This window comes from Lampropedia hyalina DSM 16112 (assembly GCF_900129055.1).
GTDB classification, from domain to species: Bacteria; Pseudomonadota; Gammaproteobacteria; order Burkholderiales; family Burkholderiaceae_C; genus Lampropedia; species Lampropedia hyalina.
On sequence record NZ_FQUZ01000004.1, the window covers coordinates 106,419 to 122,023 of the forward strand.

A 15,605-nucleotide genomic window follows, 5' to 3' on the forward strand; every position below is an offset into this window, starting at 1 on the left:
GCATGCCGAATGTAAAGCCTGTGGAGAGGACGTAAGTCATGCCAAGCCTGCAAAGGCAAGGCGCGCAGCCTCGGTGAAGCAGGAACCCGCCGAAGCGACTCAACCCAGCCAGGTGCTGGTGTGAGCACCGTAGGAATCCCGACTTTAGGCAGGGGAGGATGTCAATCTGTGGCGTGTCCCTGCTGCGGCAGGGCATGGCTTCTATCAAAAAGGCATCGAAAGATGCCTTTTTTCATGTGCTTTTTCAGCGTGTGCTGGATGCGGCCATTTGCTGGATTTGTGCATGAATGGCTCGAATCGGCTCCAGTTCAAAATCGAAGGGCAGGGCCTTTTCTGCATGTTGCAGTGCGTGTTGCGCATGGCGTTGTGCCAGCCGGATCATTTCGGGGTCGCCGGTGCGGGCCAGTGCCAGCAGGGCTTTTTGCAGGCGCACGCCCACTTCGGCCAGTCCTGCGCCGTCGCGTGAGACCACGGGGAAGAAGTCGTCGAAGTAGTCGCTTAGGGGCAGGGGTGGAACCCAGATGTGCTCGTAGCGAAGCTCGGCTTTTTCGGCAGGGTAATCCACCCAGATGCGAAAGACCCGCACCGCACGGCCAATCAGGTCGATCACGGTGCCAGAGTCGTTGATGGCCGAAGAAAGGGCCTTGGAGGCGACTTCCGACATGACGATCATGCCGAAGCGGGGGTCGAAGTCGAAACTGCGGCTGGTGCCAATCGAGAAGGCCGCACGCAGTGCGGTTTCCAGAGCCTGGCGGGATGCCTCGCCATCGGTTTCGTCTGCTGCGGCTTGGGGTGATGGGCGCAAATACAGCAACGGCACGTTGGGATCGACCAGCCTGCCCGGTCTGGCGCAGAGATAGACGGCCTCCAGATGATGGGCCTGCATGGCCTGCACAATCGCGGCCATGTCCACCGCCTGTACATAGCCGCATTGCGGGGCCGTCAGGGCCTGTGTCCCGGCAGGCTGTTCGTGCTCGGTGGGCCATTCACGCCCGCCCAGGAATGGCTCCTGCAAATGCTGGCGCAGACTGCGGCAGGCCACTTCTTCGAGCTTGTCCACGGTGGAGCCGAGCCGCCCCAGTTGCGACAGGTGGTGAATCCAGCGCAGCAGCGTATAGACGATCAGCACGATCACCAGCACCGTCATCATGAACAGCAGCACGCGCCCCTGCTGTTCGTACACGCCGGTTTTCAGCGCGACAATGCCCACGATGCTGAACAGGAATGCGCCGATGAAGGTGGACAGCGCATTGTGTGCCGTGGTGTCGGAGGTCAGCAGCGGTGTGGCGCGGGGTGTGGCCGAATTGCTGGCCGAGCTGTAGGCCGAGACGACGATGCCCAGCGAGAAAGTGGTCACGGCCAACATGCTGGAGGCGATGATCTTCAGGATGTCGTCCACCGCCTGCGCACCGATGTGATCGCCCCATCCGGGCGGAATCCAGTCCTTGAACCAGGCGGCACACAGTGCGGTGGCCACGCCCAGCAGCGAAAAAAAACTGGCCCGCACCCACAGGCGGCGGGAATACCGGTTCAGCGTCCACTTCCATTTTTGCATGTTGGCGACTTTCGGCAGGGTGGCAGAAGGTGCAGTGTAAGGGAAGGTCTGCAACCCCATGCCATGTGCCATTTAGAATCATGCTGCCATGCAGAAGTCCTGCGTGCGGCGCATTCCGCCGCCCAGCCGGATCCACCCGACACAGGCCAGACATGGCCGCGAATTTCCCCACGATTCCCTGCGCAACCGCCGCTGTTCTCTATCTGGGAGTTTCCTGTGGAAAAGCACGATACCTTGACCGATTGCCCTTCCGTACTGGAGCAATACGACTATTTTTATGGCGAATGCGTGGATTTCGTGGAGCCTGAATCCGGCCACGCCCCGTGGCGCAGCGCAGCGAGGCCGAAGATCGATTACCGCGTCAGACCGACCTGTGGCAGGGGGTGGACGGATATTCATGAACTGGACAATGGGGTGCTGGTGGGGCGCATGGACTGGTGCATTGCCCGCACGCTCGATGTGCAATGCCAGGTGTTCCCCGATACCCTCAGCCTGGGGCTGATGGTGCAGGGGCGGTCTCGCACGATTCTGTCGTCGGGGCAGGACTGGATGAGCCTGGAGGGCGATCTGATGGTGCGCCATGCCGACCCAGGCCCGGTCGTGCGTGCGGTGGAGGCGGGTTGCCATACCAGTGGGGTATCCGTGGACATTCCTGCTGCCATGCTGGAGACCTTGCATGAGCAGGGCGTGAATCTGTCCTGCATTGGGGGGCGCGGCACTTATGGCGGCATCAGGCCGTCGCCAGACATGGTCAGTGGCCTGCGTGGCATCGGGCAGCGCATGCTGGCCTTGCGGGCGCAGCACTCGCTGCTGGCGCGCCTGGAACTGGAGTCGCTGGGGCTGGATATTCTGCTCAAGTTGCTGGCCTGCTCCACGGCATCGGCCAGCGTGTCTTGCAGCCGAGCGCATACGGCCACACGCTGGCAGACGGCCCTGGACGGGGTGCTGGACATTCTCCATGCCGAATGGAATCGTCCCTTGACGATTGCGCAACTGGCACGCCGTGCGGGCATGAACGAGCTGTACCTGAAAACGCTGTTTCGTGAACGCACCGGCCAGACCGTGGCGGCCTATCTGCGCCATTTGCGCATGCAACATGCCCGCGCCATGCTGGCAGCCGGAAACTGTACGGTGCAGATGGTGGCCCACCATTGCGGCTACGCCCATGCGGGCAAGTTTGCCCAGGCGTTCCGGCGCGTTCACGGCCTGGCCCCTTCCGAGGTGGCCTGAACCGACACGCCCTGGCCGCAGAAACTTCGTTCTGGAGCGTGCTTTCTTCCGTTTGGAGCAGGGGCAGGGTGTGCGGGCTGGGAAACTAAAAGGAATTCTCATTTCCTTCTTTCGGATTGTTTCATGTCTTCTCAAACGGTTCGTGGCACAGGCTTGCCTCCTGTGCCATTGCGCAGCATTTCGTGGGCAGTGGCTCTGTGCGCGGTGGCTTTTCATGTGGGTGTTCGGGCATCCGACAGTGCAGATGCGGCAGATGTCCGGGCCGAGGCTGGGCAGAAGCTGGAGACCGTCACGGTGACGGCGCGGCGTGCGGATGAGGATGTGCGCGAAGTGCCATTCAGTGTCCATGTGATGTCCGGGCAGGAGCTGGAGGAACGCCGCCTGCTGTCCGTGCAGGAAGCCCTGTGGCAGATTCCCGGTGTGGAGATGAACGACAACGGTGGCGATTCCTGGAATGCCCTGGTGCGCATCCGGGGAGTGGGGGCCTTGCAGAAGGTCAGCAGCGAAGATACGTCGGTTGCGCTGAATGTGGATGGTGTGCCCCTGCTCATCGGCAATATTTCGTCGCTGGGTTTCGATCTGGAGCGGATCGAGGTGCTCAAAGGCCCGCAAGGCACGCTGTTTGGCAGCAACAGCGAGGCCGGTGCCATCAACGTCATCACCGCCAAGCCCACGCGCAGTTTTGAGGGCTATGTGCGCGGTGAGATCGGCACCGACCAGCAACGCATGGCCGAGGGGGCCATCAGCGGCCCGCTGGGGGAAACTGTCAGTGCCCGGCTGGCGGTGCGTGGCGTGGGCAGCAACCATTGGGTGAACGACTATCAGACCGGGCGGCCCATCAGCCAGCCGCGCGATACCGGAGTGCGCGGCACCCTGTTGTGGCAGCCGCAGGCGGCGACCCAACTGACTTTGAGCGCGCAGCACGACAGTCTGCGGGGCCATCCCAACCTCTATGTATTGCGCCCGTATGGCAGTCAGCCTGCAATGGATCGGGGAACCATGCCGTGGCGGGGCGACAGCCGCACCGTGGACAGGGTCAGTGCCGTGCTGGAGCACGACTTTGGCCGCTTCCTGCTGACTTCCGTCACCAGTTATTCGCAGGCCGATACCTGGATGGCGAATATTCCCTATGAGGGCCGTCTGTTTCACCAGTTGCTGGGCATGTCCCCGGACAACGGTGGCTATTTCGTGATGGATTATGACGAGGAAAGCCTTTCGCAGGAGGTGCGGCTGTCTTCCAGACCGGGTGATGCGGTTTTCTGGGTGGCCGGTGTGAACTGGCAGCGCAATGATCGCCACACGGACGGGCCGTTTGGGGCATTCGATGCCTTCAATACCAGCAGCACCGTCAATGCCGATACGCTGCGCCATATCCAGTCCAGCAGCCGTGGGGTTTTCGGTGAGGTTACCGTGCCGGTGGCCGAGCGGCTCAAGCTCACCGGCGGACTGCGCCATACCTGGGATCGCAAGAGCTTCCGCGCCAGTTGGCAGGCGGTAGCGGGCAATCCCAGCCCGTGGCGTTATACGGAAAGCAACCATTCACTGCGTGACAACTACACGACCGGCCGCATGGCATTGAGTTATGCGCTGAGCGCGCAGACCAACCTGTATGCCGTTGCTTCCAGGGGTTACAAGAGTGGCGGCTACAGCGAGTATGGCAGCAACGTCACGATGGGTCTCCAGGAGTTGCCGTATGACCCCGCGCGTGTCAGCAGCTATGAAGTCGGCTTCAAGAACGAAAGTGCCGATGGTCGCCTGGGCCTGAATGGCGCGGTGTTCTACAGCCACAACAAGGGCGACCATATCTCGGTCTGGGATACCGTCACGTTCGCTTCTTATGCCGAGAACCTCGATACCCGCAGTCAGGGGGCGGAGCTGTCGGGCTTCTGGAAGCCCGGCGCGGGGCTGACGCTGGGTGGCGGGCTGGCCTTGACCGATGCCGAGATCACCGGCGTGCCCGCAGGCAGCACCAGTGGCGCGGTGGCAGGCAACCGCGTGCCCGACAGTCCGCGCTGGAGTGCCAATCTCTCGCTGGCACACCATCTGCCGCTCCAGTCCTTCTGGGGCTGGCAATCGCCATCGTTGCATACGCAGATCAACGCCCGCTATGTGGGCGACCGCGAAGCCGATCCGCAAAACAGCTTCACCATGCACAGCTACCACCACATTGACTTTCGCATGGGAGTCAGCGGTGGCAACACCGAGCTGTACTTCTGGATCAAGAACCTGACCGACAAGCAGTACGACCAGTACGGCTACTACTACCCGGCCATGTACGAGGGCGGATCGGATGCCACGCTGGGATTGCCTTCGCGCGGGCGCACGCTGGGCGTGGGCTTCGCCTACTACTTCTGACGGGCAACGGCGCATTCATGCAGGGCCAATCCCTCATGCGGAACACCATACTGGGCTGCACGGTGGTACTGGGTGCCATGCTGCTGTGGTGGTGGCACAGCCATGCCACGGCAGCCACCGCTGGCGCAGAGCAGCCCCTGGCGCAGGCCGATGCCGTGGCATGGGAACGCCGCTGGCTCACCCCGCTGGATCCCAACGTCTGCACCACCGATCCGCAGGCCACCACGAAACACATGCTGGCCGATGCCGAAGGGGCATTCCATGTGGCCAGTGGTCGTGTGCGTTTGCGGGTGCAGCCAGGGTCGCCGCGCGTGCAGGGTGAATGGGTGCTGGAGCAGGTGCAGGCTCCGTGGGGCTGGCTCCATGCCACATTGCCGCCGGGGCTGGTGCTGCACCGGGTCACGGTCGGTTCTGCCTCGGTGGCCGCCGATGTCGAACATGGGCATCTGGCGATTGCGCTGGATGTCTGCGCCCAGCAGCTCTGCACGGTGACGCTGCATTTCGAGGTATCGCCCGGTGCGGGCAGTCGCATCGGTACAGACGGCATCTGGCTGCGGGCCGCCGATGTCCTGCCGCGACTGGGGCTGGATGGTGACCGCCTGCTGCGCCAGCCAGCGACCCGCAAGGCACATGGCCTGAGCGATTTCCTCACCCTGCCGGACTACTGGGCCAGCCCCGCCGTGGCAGGCGTGGCCCCTGCCGCTGCATGGCAATGGGACGTGCAGATCGAGGGGGAGCCGTCACCGCATGGTGCCAGCGGCACGACCGATGGGGCACTGGACTTCGCCGTGGCCTGGATGCCCGTGCCGCAGACGGATGCCAGTGCCACCAAGCCGGCCCTGCCGGTGCTGGAGCTGGCAGTGCCACAGCACCGCAGCCATTCCGTGGCGGCTGAACTGGACGCGCTGCAAGCCTGCATGGCGCGGCGCATGGGCGGTACGGCGCGTGTGGAGCGCGTTGCCGCATGGCCTGTGGGCAGCTCGGATGCCGGGTTGGCCGGTTATCCGCAGTCGCAATTATCGGCAGCCACGCTGTGGTTGCCGCATGAACTGTGGCCCGATGCCCACGGGCCGGACGTGCCGCCCGATGCTCAGCGGCATACTGCCCGCCGCACCAGCATGGCCCAGGCCATCGCTTTGCGCTACATGGCCGACACCGCCCGGCTGCGTCAGGGCAGGGGCGTGCAATGGCTGGCCGAGGGTGTGCCTGCCGCATTGGCACTGGCCTGTGTGGCAGAAACCGAAGACCCGCTGGCCGTGCAAGCCCTGCTGCAACGCGCCGCACAGCAGGCCGATGCTGCCTTGCAGGCACAGCACGACGAAGTGGGGGCGGTGGCCTATGCGGCCTTCAACGGCTGGGTGCGGCAGTACGCTCCGCTGGCCGCACTGGATTCCGTGCGCAGGCTCTCTGCCGACCAGATCAACACCTTGCTGCACGAACTGCGCGACGGCGTGCGCGTGCAGTACGCCCTGGCCAACGCGCTGGGCGTGTCGCGCACCACGCTGGCACTGAGCATGCCATTGGCCACCGACCTGCGCCTGCAACCCGATGGCAGTGTCACCGGCGACCGCTGGCGATGGCAGCAGGGGCAGTGGTCGCGCGTGGGCACTCCCCGCGCAGCCTGGCCCCTGGCTGCCTCTGCCCGCCACGGCCAGACCCTCTACCTGGATGCCTGGCCCGGCTACGAACGACAACCGACCGACAACCTGCAAACCAACAGAACGCAACCATGAAACGAAGAGACCTTCTCAAATACACGGCCACCCTTTCGATGGCCACCGGCGGCGCATTGCTGCTCAAAGCCTGCGGCGGCAAGAACGATGACGAAAACCTGCCCGCATCCACCCTGCCGATTCCCGATCTGGTCCGTGCCGATGCCGTCAGTGCCATCACGCTGAAACTGCAAAAAGGCCGCTACGAATTCCTGCCCGGCAAGCCCACTGACACCTTCGGGGTCAATGGCGCGCTACTGGGGCCGGCCCTGCTGGTCAGGAATGGCGGCCAGTTCAATGTGCGCGTCGAAAACGGACTGGACGAGGATTCGGTGCTGCACTGGCACGGCCTGCTGGTCGATGGCGGCTCCGATGGCGGCCCGGCCTCCGCCGTGGGCGCGGGCGGCAGCTACGCGGTGAACGCGCCGGTCAGCCAGCCTGCCGCCACGCTGTGGTACCACGCCCACCCGCACGGGCGCACCGGCTACCAGACCGCCAGGGGCATCGGCGGCCTGCTGATCGTGGAGGACGAGGCCAGCCAGAGCCTGGGCCTGCCCAGCACCTGGGGCGAGGACGACCTGCCCATCGTCATGCAGGACAAATACCTCAACGACGATGGCCAGATCGTGTACAAGCTCAACCACAACGTCGTGGGGCTGGGCTGGTTCGGGCAGCACCTGTTCGTCAATGGCGTGCAGCAGCCGGTGCACTACGCACCGCGTGGCTGGGTACGCCTGCGCCTGCTCAATGCCTGCAATGCGCGCGCCCTGCGGCTCAAGCTGGGCACGGGCAGCCCCTTCCATGTCATTGCCAGCGATGGCGGCTTCCTGCCCGGCCCGGTGACCGTGACGGAGCTGGACATGGTGCCCGGTGAGCGGTATGAAATTCTGGTGGACGGCTCCAGCGGCCAGCCTTTCGATCTGGTCATGGCCCCTTTTCGCCAGCAATGGGGAGCCTACACCGCCCCGTTCGATGTGGACTACAAGGTGCTCACCATCCACCCGAGCCGACCGGCAAAGAACCGCATGATGCCTGCCGTGCTCACGGAACTGGCCGATGCCGTGCCGCCTGAAGGCATCCGGCACCGCCGCATCGAATTCGAGCTGATGGGGCACTTTCCGCTGGACCCAGACCCGACCGGGCCGCTCTTCAACCAGGACGACTTTCCGTTCAGCTACGCCATCAACGACGAAGACTCGGTGTTTGACGACCACACCACCATGCACATCAACCAGGTCACCGTGGACGATGCACCGATGGAATCCTTTGCCATCGACAAGGCCAGCTTCCACGTGCCGCGCCACAGCACCGAAAAGTGGACGATCACCCTGCGCACCGGCGACACCTACCCGCACCCCTTCCATGTACACGGCACCCAGTTCCGGGTGCTGCGCATCAATGGCGCGCAGCCACCGCAGCACATGCGGGGCTGGAAGGACACCATCAACATCAGCGGTGCGGCCAATGTGCGTGCCGAGCCGGGGCAGGTGGACGTGCTGGTGCGCTTCGATCACGAGGCCGTGCTGCCGCACCCCTACATGGTGCATTGCCACAACCTCGAACACGAGGACGGGGGCATGATGCTGGGCTTCACCGCGTCCTGATGCGCTGCGACACCGAACCGATATCACCCGGCATCGACCACCCAATCCACACAAGGACCCATTCATGACGCACCCGAAATTCCCCGCCAAGGCATTGGCCATTGCCATCACACTGGCCGCATCCGCCGCTGCATCCGCCCCAACCACCCACTATGGCGATGCGCCACGGGGCTTCTACCAGATCGTGGCGCATGGCGATGAAGTCTTCGCTGCTTTTGCCGGCACCATCGAGGACTACATGGCCGACCCCGTCAGCTATCCGAAGGGCGCAACACCGGGCGGGGTATTCGTATTCGATGCCGCCAGTTTGCAGCTCAAGCAGGAAATCCCCTTGCAGGCCGATGCGGGTGCGCTGGCATTGAATCTGGCGAAAAACCAGTTGGTGGTCGGACACACCCATCACCATGCCGTCAGCACCATTGACCTGGATACCCGCCAGACACGCTACCATGAACTGGACACCCGGCATGGGGATGCGTTTTACCGCGTGCGCTATGTCACCACCGATGCGCAGGGCGATCTGTATGTCAGTGCCTACGACTGGCGCAGTCCTTTCCAGTCCGCTGTGTTCAAGTTCGGCCCGAGTGGCCAGAAGGCACCGGGCTTTGCCGTGCAACCTTTTGATGGCTTCTCCCTGCCCGTGTTCATCACCAGCCGGTTCTCCACCGACGGCCAGCCGCAACTGCTGCACGGCAGTGCCCAGGTGCGGGCCGCCGACCTGCAAACCGGAGCGGTCGAATACCAGAGCGCTTCGCCCATACGCAGCACAGGTCAAGAGGCCGTCAGCTTCTATAACTACATCGAAGGGCCAGGCAACACCATCATTGCCACCAATAATTTCTCCTGGTTCGATGGCAGCCAGGGCGACCCCAACCTGTACCTGTTCGAGCGCGGCAAGGAAAACCAGCCACAGCCACTGTTCACCGCCAACACCGCACTGGAAGCCATCTACCACCCGCAGGCCAGCCAGTTGTATGCCACCAGCTTTGGCTCCTACTTCAATGGCAAGGGTGCCCAGGTGCTCAGCATCATCGGTATCGATGGCAGCCAGCCATTCGGGCAGTCGCGTTTCGAGAACATCCGCTTCGACAATGCCGTGCCCAATAGTCTGGCCATGCGCCGCAGTGATGCAGGCACCGATCTGTTCGTCACACTGCGCATGCCTGCCATCCAGATTGCCAAGGTACGCATTGCACCTGACGTGAAAGGCATCGATGGCATCCGCACACCGGGGGCGTGCAGCGTCACCATCTGGAACTTCGAGAGCCGCGACACCCTTGCACCGGTTCCCTGTGACTTCGTGGACATCGAACAGCAGTTCAAGGACAACCTGCAAAGTGCCCAGGCATTCGCCCAAAGCGCACCGCAGAAGCTGAAAGAAGCCGAGGAAGCCGCCGCCGCATCCCGCAAGGCCCTGGCCGATGCACAAACCGAACTGGCGGCCAAGCCCGATGATGCCGAACGCAAGAAAGCATTGGAGACGGCACGCTACGCTGCACAGATCAACGACTTCATGCTGATTGCCACCAGCCGATCTGCTGCCAGTGCCGAGCGTGCCGTAACGGGCGCACGGCAGTTCCTGCTGGACTATCAGGAACAGAACCGGGCAAGCCATGCCAATCATGCCGATGGCCGTGCTGTTCGCAAGAAAGACTAGAATGCCCCTCTGCATGGCCGGATTGCGGCCACTTCAAGCATAGCCAACAAGGAGTACAGATACATGTCAGACAATCGCCCGTTCAAAGTGCTGGGCATCCAGCAGATCGCCATCGGTGGCACCAGCAAGGAACGCCTCAAGGCCCTCTGGGTGGACGCACTGGGGCTGACCGTCACCGGCACGTTCCAGAGCGAGCGCGAGAACGTGGACGAAGACATTCTGGCCATTGGCAAAGGGGCCACCAAGGTCGAGGTCGATCTGATGCAGCCGCTGGACCTGGAGAAGAAACCCGCCGTCCATACCACCCCGCTGAACCACGTCGGCCTGTGGATCGACGACCTGCCCAAGGCCGTGGAATGGCTCACCGCCAAAGGCGTGCGCTTTGCCCCCGGTGGCATCCGCAAGGGCGCGGCAGGCTACGACATCACCTTCCTGCACCCCAAGGCCAATGAGGAGTTCCCGATTGCAGGCGAAGGCGTGCTGATCGAGTTGGTGCAGGCTCCTGCACAAGTCATTGCCGCGCTGGGTTGAGTTGCAGACCTTAAGTAAGGATTGCATGTCGCCGTTGCAGCCATGGCCGCAACGGCGTTTTTTTGCACAGAACCGTGCAAAGCTTCAACCGTGCTGCAACTCCAGCCCGGCGTGCTCGCGCAGCGGGTGGAAGGTGATTTTCGGGAAGCGTTCCTGTGCCAGCCGCACATCGTAGGGCGAGGTACACATATAGGCCAGTGCGTTGGCGGCATCGTGGGCCATGCGCAGAGGGTAGGCGGCCTCGAACTTCTTCAGCTCGTCCGGGCTGGCCGCGCTGATCCAGCGGGCACTCGTGTACTGGCTGGGTTCCAGCCGCACTTCGGCATCGTATTCGGTCTTCAGGCGATGCTGCACCACCTCAAACTGCAACTGGCCGACGGCCCCCAGCAGCATATTGCCCCCGGCATCGGGTTTGAACACCTGAATCGCGCCTTCTTCGCCCAGTTGCATCAGCCCTTGCTGCAACTGCTTGGTGCGCAGCGGGTTCTTCAGCACCACGGTGGCGAACATTTCCGGTGCGAAGAAGGGCAGGCCGGTGAATTGCAGATTGGCTCCATCGGTGATGGTGTCGCCCAGTTGCACGCCGCCGTGGGTGGTGAAGCCGATGATGTCGCCCGCGTAGGCTTCTTCCACGGCTTCGCGCCGCTGGCTCAGAAAGGTCACTACGCTGGTGGGACGCAGTTCCTTGCCACTGCGCTGCACCTTCAGCTTCATGCCAGGGCTGTACTTGCCCGAGGCAATGCGCACGAAGGCGATGCGGTCGCGGTGGTTGGCATCCATATTGGCCTGCACCTTGAACACCACGCCGGAGAACGCCTTGTCGGCCGGTTCGATGGTCTTCTGTTCCGGCTGGCGATTGACGATGACCGTGCTGGTGCGCGCCTTGGGAGCAGGGGCCAGATCGACCAGCGCGTCCAGCACTTCCATGACCCCGAAATTGTTCACCCCGGAGCCGAAGAACACCGGGGTCTGGCGGGCCGCGAGAAAGTCGGCATGGTTCCACTCGGGTGATGCGCCGGTGGCCAGCTCCATGCTATCCAGTGCCTCGGTGAAGGCCGAGCCGAAGCGTTGCTCCAGCCGGGCATGGCCGTCTTTCAGTGGGATGGACTCGAAATCCTGCGGGCGTTTCTCGCTGCCCGCTTCAAACACACTCATGGCCTGGGTGCGCAGATTGATGATGCCGCCAAAGCGTTTGCCCTGACCCACCGGCCAGGTCATCGGCACGCAGGGCATGCCGAGTTCGCGTTCCACCTCGTCCAGAATGTCCAGCGGGTCGCGCACCTCGCGGTCCATCTTGTTCACGAAGGTGATGATGGGCGTATCGCGCTGGCGGCAGACCTCGATCAGGCGGCGCGTCTGCGCTTCCACCCCGTTGGCCGCATCGATGACCATCAGCGCGGAATCGACGGCGGTGAGTACGCGGTAGGTGTCTTCCGAGAAGTCCTTGTGGCCGGGGGTGTCCAGCAGGTTGATGACGTGGTCGCGGTACACCATCTGCATCACACTCGATGCCACCGAAATGCCGCGCTGCTTCTCGATCTCCATCCAGTCGCTGGTCGCGTGGCGGCTGGCCTTGCGCCCCTTCACGGCCCCGGCGATCTGGATCGCGCCGGAGAACAGCAACAGTTTTTCGGTCAGCGTGGTCTTGCCCGCGTCCGGGTGGGAGATGATGGCAAAGCTGCGGCGGCGGCGGGTTTCTTTTTCGTAGGTCACGGCGATCAGGGCTTGGGAATCGGCAAAGCCTGCTATCTTACTGGCGGATGCCGTAAAAAAAGGAACAGATACATGACGAAAATTCTATTGTTGGGCCGAAACGGCCAGTTGGGCTGGGAGTTGCAGCGCAGTCTGGCGGTGCTGGGCGACGTGGTGGCTCTGGAGCGGCACAGCCCGCAGCATGTGGGCGACCTTTCCCGACCCGAAGCCCTGCGCCAGACCGTGCAGGCGGTTGCGCCGGACGTGATCGTCAATGCCGCTGCCTACACCGCCGTGGATCGCGCCGAAAGCGAAGCCGCCCTGGCGCAGACCATCAACGCCACCGCCCCCGAGGTACTGGCACAGGAGGCGCAGAAACTGGGCGCATGGCTGGTGCATTTCAGCACCGACTATGTATTCGACGGTACGGGCGAGCGGGCATGGCGCGAGGACGATGCCCCCGCGCCGCTGTCGGTGTACGGCCAGACCAAGCTGGAGGGTGAACAGCGCATAGCCCAGGCGTGCGAACGGCATCTGGTGTTGCGCACCAGTTGGGTGTATGGAGCGCATGGCCAGAACTTTCTCAAGACCATGCTGAAACTCGGGCGCGAGCGCGAACTGCTGACCGTTGTGGCCGACCAGATCGGCGCACCCACCGGCGCAGAACTGCTGGCCGATGCCACCGCCCACGCCCTGCGCCAAGCCCTGTACGCCCCCGAAAAAGCCGGTCTCTACCACCTCACCGCCAGCGGCAGCACCAGTTGGCACGACTACGCCCGGCAGGTACTGGCCTGTGCGCAAACCCTGCAACCCCAGGCACCGGTAGCCGAAGTCAAACCCATTGGCACCGCCGACTACCCCACAGCGGCCCGCCGCCCGCTGAATTCCCGCCTGGACACCACCCGCTTTGAAAAGACATTTGGCCTGCACCTGCCCCAGTGGCAAACAGGCGTGGAACGGGTGGTGCGGGAGTTGCTGAAAGACTGAAATAGAATGAGGCTGTTTCCCTCTCTGCCATGTTCGTTTGATGGCATCAGTGGGGCAGCGGAAATATGGTTGAAGTAAGCCAGGAACAAAATCAAAGACGGAAAACGAGGGTGAGATGTTAATCAAGTTGGCTGATGACCAGAGCAAGCGTCTGGCGTTGCTGGAGTCGCTGGAGCAATCGCCCCTGCTGGATGACAGACAGAAAAAATGGCTCAGGGATGAGCTGTGGAATTTACGCAAGGGGCGCAGCGGCGAGCGCAATGCCGCCCATTACATTGACAGCTCCCTCAAGGACAGTGCCAATCTGGCGGTCATTCATGACTTGAGGCTGGAGTGGGAGGGCGAATCGGCGCAGATCGACCATCTTGTCATCTCGCGTGGCCTGATTTTCTATCTGTTGGAGACCAAAAACTTCAGCGGCAATCTCTCCATCAACGAGCATGGCGAATTCACTGTGTTCTATGGCAATATCCGACAGGGTATTCCATCACCGATCCAGCAAAGCAAACGGCATGAAAAAGTGCTTGTCAAGTGGCTGGAAAAGCTTGGAATTGGTGGACGTTTTGGCAGCAGCCCGCAATTTTTCCATGTGGTGCTGGTGGCTCCCACCAGCACGATCAGTCGCCCTGCGCCTGCCAAGTTTGACACCAGTAACGTCATCAAGGCCGATGCGTTTGACGAATGGCGGATGCAGCACGGCATGTCGTTTGGGCAGACGTTTACCGCGATGGCAAATTTGCGCTCTGGCGATACAGTGCGCGAGTGGGCGCAAAAGCTGGCAGATGTGCACCGGCCACTGAACCCGCTACAGTTGCCCGATTTCATGAAGCCGCGTGAACGGGCAAAGGTGCAGCCGCAAGTACAGACTGTGATTCACAGTCAGCCAGTCGTGGCAGCGGAGCTGCCCCGGCCAGCGCAACCGGTGTCCGTTGTCGCCGAGCCACCGGGCGCGGTTTGTGCAAGCTGTGCGCGGCGTTTGTCTGCGGCTGAACAGGCGTATTGCAGCAATAACGCCCAATTGTTTGATGGAGCCATGCTGTGCATGGCGCACCAGAAAACCTATCGACAGGAAAAACAGCGTGAGCAGGCGAATGTGCAGCCGCAAGTACAGACTGCGATTCACAGTCAGCCAGCCGTGGCAGTGGAGCCGCCCCGGCCAGCGCAGCCCGTGTCCGCAGCCGCCGAGGTACCGGGCGCGGTTTGCGCAAGTTGCGCGCGGCGTTTGTCTGCGGCTGAACAGGCGTATTGCAGCAATAACGCCCAATTGTTTGATGGAGCCATGCTGTGCATGGCGCATCAGAAAACCTATCAACAGGACAAACTGCGTGAGCAGGCGAATACTGTTCAGCCAGTGCAACACCAGACACCTGTAGCCCCGGTGAATGTTGAAAACGTTGCAGAGACAGACCCACGAAAGCGCAAACTCATTTGCTGTACTTGCGATAAATCCATCAGTTTCGCGGAAGGCAAGTTTTGCTGGAATAACGAACAGCGTTTTGGTGGTTTGCAATACTGCCGTGAGCATCAGGCTGCATTCCGTTGAATTTTCTTAACCTGTAAGGTGCAATGGCGGCAGCGTATTGCGCCTGTCGTTCGCCCCTACGGCCCGGCAATCAGGGGCGGATGGCAGTGGCTGGGGGCTGGTAGATGCTGGTGTGGGCACGGATCAGGTCGATGGGGAAACGCTGGCCTGCCAGATAGTCTTCGATGCAGGTCAGGACGATGGGGGAGCGGTGGCGTTCGCGGCTGGCGCGCACTTCGTCGGCGGTGAGCCAGACTGCCCGCACGATGCCGGTGTCCAGTTGCCGCTCGGCATGGTGCAGCCCCAGCCTGCCGGTGAAGGTGAAGCGCAGGTAGGTGACGTCGCTGCGGGTGCGGCTGGTGGCGAAGCGGTTGAGGTAGATGCCCACCAGTTCGGTGGGCTGGAAGTCGTAGGCGGCTTCTTCCAGCGTTTCGCGGGCGCAGGCCTGTATGGGGTCTTCGCCGGGGTCCAGGTGCCCGGCAGGGGTGTTGAGACGCAGGCCGTCGGCAGTGTCTTCTTCCACGAGCAGAAAAGAGCCGCCGCGCTCGATCACTGCGGCCACGGTGACATTGGGCTTCCATCGGTTGGGCATCCCGCCATTATCGCCGAGCCAGCCCTGCCTCGCGTTGCTGCTGTACGCAGGGCAGGGTGAATGTTTGGGATAATGGGCCGTGGCTCTCCTGCCTTGGCGGGTGGTGGTTGTGTTGGCTTGCTTGCTTGCTGAATGGAAATTCCTGTGTCTGATTTTTTGGCCGATCCT

The 15,605-nt window shown here is 62.6% G+C and carries 11 protein-coding genes; 8 read left to right on the forward strand and 3 right to left on the reverse strand.

Annotated features, from left to right (window positions below; translation table 11 throughout):
- Positions 1-244: 244 nt before the first annotated feature.
- On the reverse strand, positions 245-1,555 hold the full coding sequence (locus BUE21_RS02650; RefSeq protein WP_073354480.1) for a DUF2254 domain-containing protein: 1,311 nt from the start codon (positions 1,553-1,555) through the stop codon (positions 245-247).
- Positions 1,556-1,771: 216 nt separating this feature from the next.
- On the opposite strand from BUE21_RS02650, the gene BUE21_RS02655 reads away from it, so the two are divergent.
- The 6 genes from BUE21_RS02655 to BUE21_RS02680 all read left to right on the forward strand — a co-directional run bounded on the left by BUE21_RS02655 (position 1,772) and on the right by BUE21_RS02680 (position 10,644).
- Positions 1,772-2,785 carry a helix-turn-helix transcriptional regulator gene (locus BUE21_RS02655; RefSeq protein ID WP_073354410.1) on the forward strand — a complete coding sequence of 338 codons (1,014 nt, stop codon included), beginning with the start codon at positions 1,772-1,774 and terminating at the stop codon, positions 2,783-2,785.
- A gap of 123 nt (positions 2,786-2,908) precedes the next feature.
- Positions 2,909-5,140, forward strand: a complete 2,232-nt coding sequence (locus BUE21_RS02660; protein WP_084522732.1) for a TonB-dependent receptor — start codon at positions 2,909-2,911, stop codon at positions 5,138-5,140.
- Positions 5,141-5,175: 35 nt separating this feature from the next.
- Complete coding sequence (locus tag BUE21_RS14650; protein WP_159435791.1) at positions 5,176-6,873, forward strand: hypothetical protein; 1,698 nt, start codon at positions 5,176-5,178, stop codon at positions 6,871-6,873.
- Positions 6,870-8,456 (forward strand): multicopper oxidase domain-containing protein, encoded by a 1,587-nt coding sequence (locus tag BUE21_RS02670; RefSeq protein ID WP_073354414.1) that lies wholly within the window; start codon positions 6,870-6,872, stop codon positions 8,454-8,456. Before BUE21_RS14650 ends, BUE21_RS02670 begins: the two co-directional genes overlap by 4 nt.
- Positions 8,457-8,520: 64 nt before the next feature.
- A complete protein-coding gene (locus BUE21_RS02675) occupies positions 8,521-10,113 on the forward strand; it encodes a YncE family protein (RefSeq protein ID WP_073354416.1) in 1,593 nt (530 codons plus the stop codon).
- 63 nt (positions 10,114-10,176) lie between these two features.
- Positions 10,177-10,644, forward strand: coding sequence for a VOC family protein (locus BUE21_RS02680; RefSeq protein WP_073354418.1), 468 nt, complete (start codon positions 10,177-10,179; stop codon positions 10,642-10,644).
- Positions 10,645-10,728: 84 nt separating this feature from the next.
- On the opposite strand, the gene BUE21_RS02685 is transcribed toward BUE21_RS02680, so the two are convergent.
- Positions 10,729-12,357 carry a peptide chain release factor 3 gene (locus BUE21_RS02685; RefSeq protein ID WP_073354421.1) on the reverse strand — a complete coding sequence of 543 codons (1,629 nt, stop codon included), beginning with the start codon at positions 12,355-12,357 and terminating at the stop codon, positions 10,729-10,731.
- A 72-nt stretch (positions 12,358-12,429) separates the two neighbouring features.
- Here BUE21_RS02685 and rfbD point away from each other — a divergent pair, with 72 nt between their 5' ends.
- On the forward strand, positions 12,430-13,323 hold the full coding sequence (gene rfbD / locus BUE21_RS02690) for a dTDP-4-dehydrorhamnose reductase (RefSeq protein WP_073354424.1): 894 nt from the start codon (positions 12,430-12,432) through the stop codon (positions 13,321-13,323).
- 115 nt (positions 13,324-13,438) lie between these two features.
- Entirely contained in the window at positions 13,439-14,866 is a 1,428-nt protein-coding gene (locus BUE21_RS14890) for a nuclease-related domain-containing protein (protein WP_084522736.1), read from the forward strand.
- A gap of 70 nt (positions 14,867-14,936) precedes the next feature.
- On the opposite strand, the gene BUE21_RS02700 is transcribed toward BUE21_RS14890, so the two are convergent.
- The gene (locus BUE21_RS02700; RefSeq protein ID WP_073354428.1) at positions 14,937-15,437 is read right to left on the reverse strand and encodes an NUDIX hydrolase; all 501 of its coding nucleotides are present in this window, start codon (positions 15,435-15,437) and stop codon (positions 14,937-14,939) included.
- Positions 15,438-15,605: the final 168 nt, after the last annotated feature.

Coding starts and splice junctions, on each gene's coding strand:
- BUE21_RS02650 (WP_073354480.1), bottom strand. CDS start 1,555: ATGCAAAAATGGAAGTGGACGCTGAACCGGTATTCCCGCCGCCTGTGG.
- BUE21_RS02660 (WP_084522732.1), top strand. CDS start 2,909: ATGTCTTCTCAAACGGTTCGTGGCACAGGCTTGCCTCCTGTGCCATTG.
- BUE21_RS14650 (WP_159435791.1), top strand. CDS start 5,176: ATGCGGAACACCATACTGGGCTGCACGGTGGTACTGGGTGCCATGCTG.
- BUE21_RS02670 (WP_073354414.1), top strand. CDS start 6,870: ATGAAACGAAGAGACCTTCTCAAATACACGGCCACCCTTTCGATGGCC.
- BUE21_RS02675 (WP_073354416.1), top strand. CDS start 8,521: ATGACGCACCCGAAATTCCCCGCCAAGGCATTGGCCATTGCCATCACA.
- BUE21_RS02680 (WP_073354418.1), top strand. CDS start 10,177: ATGTCAGACAATCGCCCGTTCAAAGTGCTGGGCATCCAGCAGATCGCC.
- rfbD (WP_073354424.1), top strand. CDS start 12,430: ATGACGAAAATTCTATTGTTGGGCCGAAACGGCCAGTTGGGCTGGGAG.
- BUE21_RS14890 (WP_084522736.1), top strand. CDS start 13,439: ATGTTAATCAAGTTGGCTGATGACCAGAGCAAGCGTCTGGCGTTGCTG.
- BUE21_RS02700 (WP_073354428.1), bottom strand. CDS start 15,437: ATGCCCAACCGATGGAAGCCCAATGTCACCGTGGCCGCAGTGATCGAG.